The sequence below is a fragment of the Pontibacter rugosus genome (assembly GCF_042678745.1).
GTDB lineage: Bacteria > Bacteroidota > Bacteroidia > Cytophagales > Hymenobacteraceae > Pontibacter > Pontibacter rugosus.
The window spans coordinates 1-7,105 of the sequence record NZ_JBHTLD010000235.1; the positions used below are offsets into that span (position 1 = coordinate 1).

Below are 7,105 nucleotides of genomic sequence, written 5' to 3' on the forward strand. Positions count from 1 at the left end.
GCTTTTAAAATTTGCTTAAAAAATTTCAAAAAACTACTAAATATAAAATTTACTATATTTGAGATTTAGCAAGTTCTTAGTTTAAAATGGCCTTTTGGGCAATATGCAGGAGCTCGTCTCCGGCATCGATGTTGTGGCGCAGCTTTGGCTTAAAGTTGATGGAAACACGAAGCGCTTTTAACCCCTGTACCCCTTGCAGTTCCTCCACATCCAGGTATTCTATGGCTCCTTCAATGTATCCCTCTGATCTGAGAAAATCCAGGTAGCGCACATACTCCTCCGCCTCTTTTTGCTGTGTATACACAATGGCTATCTTACCCGGTTGCGTCAGGCGCTCATCCGAATTACGTATGGTGGCCTTGTCAATCCTCTTCTTGATGATTTCGTAACGAATATTGTTAGCTCCATCAATATCAAACTTTTTCTCATCCAGCCTATACTTGATAGAAATAGGATCAGAATGCGCTAATATAAGTTGCGTGATCTCCAGTGGCAGTTTTAGGTCGGCTCTCAGCTTCTGAATACGGCGGCCTATCTCACAAGTAAGCATGAGCTGCCAGATTCGCATGTTTTTAAGGTATATCGGCTGGAAATCAGCATTGTGCAGCAGAGATGCCCCGATATAAATATTATACTCAAGCCCATCTGTTTTATACTTCTCAAAGTAATGCGGAAATGTCTGCTGCGCCTTCTCTTCCTCACGGTCCAAAAACGAAGAAATGGTTTCGTTGATCATATAGAGGCTCTCTTCATAAGCTTTACGCTTGTTGTACACGGCTTTATATCCGTTGTTTATGGCCGAGCGATAAGCCTGTACAGTATGCTGCGAAGCAGGTGCCTTTTGCAGGAAATGATCGAAGAGCGGTTCAATGTCTGAGCGCAGGAATGCAAGTATGGTAGCCTCATCACCAGAACTTAGCTCATTCACAATGCTCTGAGAGAACTGATCGATGCGGTAAAGCAGCTCATCCAGTATGGTTAGGTTCAGGTTATCTTTAGCGGCAAGTATAACTTCTTTAGCCAGTACCAGTTGGTCAAGCAGGTCGCCTTGTATCGCTTTGTTTCGTTCGGTAGCCGAGCTGCGTACATCCGAAGAACCGTAAAGCGGAAATATCTCGCTAAATACAATAGGCTCAATTTCTGAGCTGGTATTGTTTTCCATTTTCTCCAGCAGGTTGATGGCCGCCTGTGTAAAGCGCCACTCCACTATCGGGTGTATGGCCGTATACTTTTCTTTGATGATGCTCTGTATACTACTGCGTAGCTCATCCAGGCTGCGGTTCATGGCCAGGGCAAACAGCGGCAAAATTTCCTTAAGCCTGATGGTGGAAAGCGCATTAAGCTCTCCTGGTATAGGCGAGGCCAATTCCATCAGGCCAATTATACTGCCTTCGTACTGCAGCGGTGCAATGATCAAATTGCGGAGCCCTGCCTGCACGAGTTGCTGCTCGATGCATGTAGGGTTGGGCAGTACGTTTAGGTCTTCTACTACAATGGTATGGCCTTTTTTAACAACTGGCTCATAGATAGATCCTGCCAGGTCTTTAATAGTAAGGTCGCAGTCTTGCGTTAAAACAAATCCGTTCCAGATACGGCGTGCATAGCTGGTATCAAACTCACGGAGGTTCGGGTAAGAGGCAAAACCAAGTTTTATGCCTGGCAATCCGAAAAGTACGCGCAGTTTTTGTTGAAGGTCCAGAAATCCTTCTTCTGTACTGACAGAGTCTCTATCCAGCAGGTCGAAACGCAGCGAGGAAATAGTTTCCTCCATCGTTACGTCTGTTAAGTCGTAGATGGCAAAACCAGTAAACTCAAAATTATCAGGCGGCAATACCTGCATCCACAAATCCAGATCGTTGTAGCGGTTAATCATAAAGTTGATCTGCTGGGCGTTTAGCGGCTTTATCTCTCCTTTAGCCTTCACTTGCATAAACTTCAGGTCAACGTCTACTTTATAGTGCCTGGAAAGGCCGGTAAACTTATCCTTTACTACAAATACAAAGGGTTCGTCAATCTTGAAATTGGCGTTATAAAATTTGTCCAGTATGATAGTATAAGCTTGCAGTGTTATGCGAAAGAGCAGGGTTTTCTGATCCAGATTTAGCTTTTCAGCATAATTGTCACCTACCATTAAGTTCATCTCCTCCAGCTTTGGAGAAGCATAGAAGCTTTTGAATTGAAATGGCACTGACACCGCTTTCAGATCATTCTCCCAAAGCGCACTCGGGAAAATATCTTCCATCAGTAGATCAACCGTCTCTATATGCTTCTCAATGATAGCAGTATCCTGAATTTGTCCCATTAGCTCAGAGTTGCCTTGCAGCATCTCTGTCAGTTCCTGAATACGCTCAGCGTTGCACCCCGGATCATGCTTCACCTTATTCTCCCAATAGGAGATAAGTGGAGCCAGGCTTAAGGTAGTTTTGAATGGGAATTCATTCACACTCAGTATAACATCATCGTTGCTGGTCATCGAAACAACAGTTTCGTGAAAGCTGCCTTTGTGGTATTTACTCATAAATTATGCGTTGGCTTTACTGGTCAAGCCGTATATCTTGCTCTCTTGTTAAACGAGGTTTTCTCGTAAAAGATAGTACAATTTTGGGCAGATGATATTATGGTTGTGTTATCCTGTGTTAAGCATGACTGATACTTGATTTAACACAGTTTTAGTGTCTGATTATATATTTGTGGCACAATATTTACGGTAAAACAAGGGTTAAAGTTTATAGCGATAAAATAGAAACTATGATGAGAAAAATTAACTGGATGCTTACCATGTTGTTGACTGTAGCTGTTGTGGGATTTGCACAGGCGCAGTCGCAGTTAGAGCAGGATTTAGCAGACCTGCGCACCTGGATGCAAAAGCGAAGTGTACAGGCCGATAGTGCCATCACCGCTGAATGGCCAACCGTGAAGAAGGAGTTCAAGGAACTTACCTATAGCCTGGATAACAATACAAAGAAGCTTTCAGATAAGTCGAGAGAAGAGTATAACACTTATAAACAGCAGTATAAAGAGTGGGAGGCATATAACGAGAGCCAGCTGGTAGACCTGGATGGGCGTGAGCTGGAGCGATGGGAACGTAACATGACAGGTACCACGAATATTGACAGAGTTAAGCCTGTACACTTGCGCGATGCCTTTATTAGAGCTTTAGAGTATACGCGCCAGAAAAAACAGAACTGGAGCCTCCGCGATTGGGAGTATGCAGAGTTTGTAGTAGGAGAACTGAACACGCGTAAAGCGCAGACCCAGGACTTACTGAGTACGGGTGATAAAATTAAAATCGCTGCCTTGCAGGTAGAGTTCACAGCCCTTAAAAGAGGGCGAGAGGTGAAAGATTCTTATAAGCAGGCGCGGGAAGATAACCGCTAACCCGGTAATTTTACAGTAAAGGCAAAGAGCCACGGCAGAATTTCTGCCGTGGCTCTTTGCCTTTATGATTGATGGCTTAAATAGCGTTTTGCCCTTTTGTGCCGCCAGACTGCTCTTTGTTTTCGTTACGGCCCTGATTTGGGCTTTTGTTTTGTTTCTGGTCCGTCAGATGGCGGTTTTCTTTCGCATCGTTTTGATCTTTAGCAAATGGCTTGCTTTGTTTGCTTGGGTCTTGATTATGTCCTTTTGTCATAGCTTTCTGATGTATAGGTTTATACTTGTGTCTTTACTTAGTTTACGACAGGACAGGCCTTTAGTTCATTCTACCATAGACTGACAGCCACAGTATGTGGATAACCTGGTGGGGAACTTGTATATAAACGATCTGTAAAAAGGTGTACTTTTGTCATCCGGTCTTAATCAAAGTACAGATTATCATGCATATTGCAATCGTTGGCAACATTGGCGCTGGTAAAACTACCCTTGCCACAAAGCTTTCCCAGCACTTTAAGTGGGATTTATACCTGGAGGCAGTGGATAATAACCCCTACCTGAAGGATTTTTATGAGGATATGGAGCGTTGGGCGTTTCACCTGCAGGTGTTTTTTCTGAACAGCCGTTACACCCAGGTACAGCAGATACAGGCCAATGGCCATAACGTTATTCAGGACCGGACCATTTATGAAGATGCGCATATTTTTGCCAAAAACCTGCACCAGTCCGGGCTAATGAGTACACGCGACTTTGATAACTATTTTTCTCTCTTCCAATCGATGATCAGCATGGTAAAAGCCCCTGACCTGATGATTTACCTGAAGGCTGATTTGCCAAAGCTGATTGGACAAATTGAGAAGCGTAACCGCGACTACGAAAGCAGTATTAGCATCAACTATCTGCGTAACCTGAACGAGCATTATAATACCTGGATGAGCAGTTACGACCAAGGCAAGCTGTTGGTAATCGATGTGAATAATATGGACTTTGTGGCCAACCCAGAAGACCTTGGTTCTATTATCGAAAAGATACAGCGCGAGCTTTTCGGGCTTTTTTAGACTTACAATTTATACTTATACTTCTGGAAAGGGTAGCAGCTACGGTTGCTGCCCTTTTTGTTTGCAAGTCGGGATTATCCATCTCTGGCACTCCTAGTTTTTCTCAAAGGCCTCTACACCTATGAAGAGAACATAGGAACGGCCATTTAGAAAGTATATCGCTGTAGTTAGAGTAACCGTATTCCAACCACCCCTGGATCTAAGGCGGGGGATCTGTAACTGCTCCTTTTAAAGTATAAGTTTCAAAGCTGTCGGTGTCGCGCGGGCAGGTCGCGACCTGTTCCTACAGAAATAGCTGAAGCTTCGTCAATGGATGCTATCTGCGAGTTCCCAAACCTTGGCTTGTACAAGGCCCCAGCCGTGAGCGCTCCAAAGTATAATGTGAAACAATAGGTAGATAGGAGCTGGAGGATAGGCGGTAACTAGAAAAGACAGCTTAGCAGAGCTTGCGGGACGCAGCGGGTTTGGAAGTATAGTCGAAGCTGTACAGGTATGGCTCTGCAAGCTAGTAGAGCTGGAAACTCTACACCATAGTAGGCACTAGCTGCAAGCTAGCACCAGCGGGAGGTTATGGAAGTATAAACTGCACCAAGTATAGCAAGAGCTGTAGCATGTATGGCTTTTCAAGCCAGTTGAGTTAAAAACTCAACACCGTCAAAAGACACGAGTTGGAAACTCGTGCCAGCGAAGGCAGTCGAAGCAGTCGCTTGCACCAGCTAAGCTTTATCCACTTCACCACCACCTCCCTTTGCCTTCAAACCAAAAACTACTATCTTCAACATCAGAACTAATCAAACCTAAACCATGAAACCACGCCATATACTTTTGGCTTCGGCGGTTGCCGCGGCATCTTTTGGCTGTAATAGCAACATTACCGAAGATACAAGCACACAAACAGAAACCGTAGCAGCCGACAACTTGCAACAAAAGCTGGATGCTTATACGACAGTGCGTCTGACGGCAGACCTGAACAACCTGAGCGCAAACGAGAAGAAGATGATTCCGCTGCTGATACAGGCTTCTGATATTATGAACAAGTTGTTCTGGTATGAAGCCTATGGCAAAAGTGACTCACTCTTAGCTACCTTAGATAATGAGGCCGCCAGGCAATATGTAAAAATCAACTATGGCCCCTGGGACCGTCTGAATAATAATGAGCCTTTTATACCAGGAGTAGGGGCAAAGCCAGAGGCAGCAAACTTTTACCCGGAGAACATGACAAAGGAGGAGTTTGAGCAAGCTAATTTACCCGACAAAGCCAGTCAGTATACTTTCCTGCGCCGCGATGCAAACGGAAAACTGATCACGGTGCCTTACCACGTACAGTTTAAAGAAGAAGTGCAGCAAGTATCAGATTTGCTGAAGCAAGCTGCCGGCTTAGCCGAGGATCCCGGACTTAAAAAGTACCTGAACCTGCGCGCAGAAGCACTTCTAACAGACAATTACCAACCATCTGACCTGGCTTGGATGGACATGAAAAACAACAAGCTGGACATTGTGATCGGTCCGATAGAGACATACGAAGACAAACTGTTTGGCTATAAAGCAGCTCACGAAGCCTATGTGCTGGTAAAGGATATGGAATGGAGCGATCGCCTGTCGAAGTATGCGGCTTTCCTGCCAGAGCTGCAGCGCGGCCTGCCAGTACCTGCCAAGTATAAAACCGAAACACCTGGTACTGATTCCGATCTGAACGCCTATGACGTAGTATACTATGCCGGCGATAGCAATGCGGGCAGTAAGACCATCGCCATTAACTTACCAAACGATGAGGAGGTGCAGCTAAAGAAAGGAACACGCCGCCTGCAATTAAAGAATGCCATGCGCGCCAAGTTCGAGAAAATCATGGAACCCATAGCCGAAGAGCTGATTGTGGAAGACCAGGAGAAGTATGTAACCTTTGATGCCTTTTTTGCCAATACTATGTTCCACGAAGTGGCGCACGGGCTGGGAATTAAAAACACAGTTAACCAGAAAGGCACCGTACGTGAAGCACTAAAAGAACATGCGTCTGCGCTGGAAGAAGGCAAGGCTGATATCCTCGGCTTATACATGATTACGCAGCTGGCAGAGAAAGGCGAAATAGAGGGAGACCTGAAGGAATATTATACTACATTTCTGGCAGGTATTTTCCGCTCGGTGCGCTTTGGTGCGTCTAGTGCGCATGGCAAGGCTAACATGGTGCGTTTCAATTTCTTTCAGGAAAATGGCGCTTTTGAGCGTAATGAGCAGACCGGCAAGTATAGCGTAAACTATGAGAAGATGCGTGAAGCTATGAACAAGCTGTCGGAGAAGATACTGACGCTTCAAGGCAACGGCGACTATGCAGGCGTAGGAAACCTGCTGAACGAGCAGGGGCAGATAAGCCCACAGCTACAGGCTGATTTGAACCGTCTGTCAAAAGCTAACATTCCGGTAGATATTGTGTTTGAGCAGGGAACGGAGGTACTTGGTCTCTGAGGTACTTTCACTACATACCTACCACTATATACAAAAGGCCCAACTATAAAAGTTGGGCCTTTTGTATAACTCAAGTTGTTAAAGTAAATGTTTGAATAATTCAATTTATGTAGCACTTTGCAAGAAAGCTGCCGGAAAATTCAGATAATTTAATAATCAAGTATAATCAATGCTAACTGGCGACTACTGTAGGGTGGAGCGTATTTATTTTATAG

At 44.9% G+C, this 7,105-nt stretch carries 5 protein-coding genes; 3 read left to right on the forward strand and 2 right to left on the reverse strand.

Annotated elements, in window-relative coordinates:
- Nucleotides 1-76: 76 nt before the first annotated feature.
- Nucleotides 77-2,518: a GAF domain-containing protein gene (locus ACFQ2O_RS18600; RefSeq protein WP_377531459.1), complete on the reverse strand. Its 2,442-nt coding sequence runs from the start codon at nt 2,516-2,518 to the stop codon at nt 77-79.
- Nucleotides 2,519-2,748: 230 nt separating this feature from the next.
- Here ACFQ2O_RS18600 and ACFQ2O_RS18605 point away from each other — a divergent pair, with 230 nt between their 5' ends.
- Complete coding sequence (locus ACFQ2O_RS18605) at nt 2,749-3,378, forward strand: hypothetical protein (RefSeq protein WP_377531463.1); 630 nt, start codon at nt 2,749-2,751, stop codon at nt 3,376-3,378.
- 76 nt (nt 3,379-3,454) lie between these two features.
- Here ACFQ2O_RS18605 and ACFQ2O_RS18610 read toward each other — a convergent pair whose 3' ends face one another.
- A complete protein-coding gene (locus ACFQ2O_RS18610; RefSeq protein ID WP_377531465.1) occupies nt 3,455-3,631 on the reverse strand; it encodes a hypothetical protein in 177 nt (58 codons plus the stop codon).
- A gap of 184 nt (nt 3,632-3,815) precedes the next feature.
- Here ACFQ2O_RS18610 and ACFQ2O_RS18615 point away from each other — a divergent pair, with 184 nt between their 5' ends.
- The gene (locus ACFQ2O_RS18615; RefSeq protein WP_377531467.1) at nt 3,816-4,430 is read left to right on the forward strand and encodes a deoxynucleoside kinase; all 615 of its coding nucleotides are present in this window, start codon (nt 3,816-3,818) and stop codon (nt 4,428-4,430) included.
- A gap of 804 nt (nt 4,431-5,234) precedes the next feature.
- Entirely contained in the window at nt 5,235-6,890 is a 1,656-nt protein-coding gene (locus ACFQ2O_RS18620) for a dipeptidyl-peptidase 3 family protein (protein ID WP_377531470.1), read from the forward strand.
- Nucleotides 6,891-7,105 lie beyond the last annotated feature (215 nt).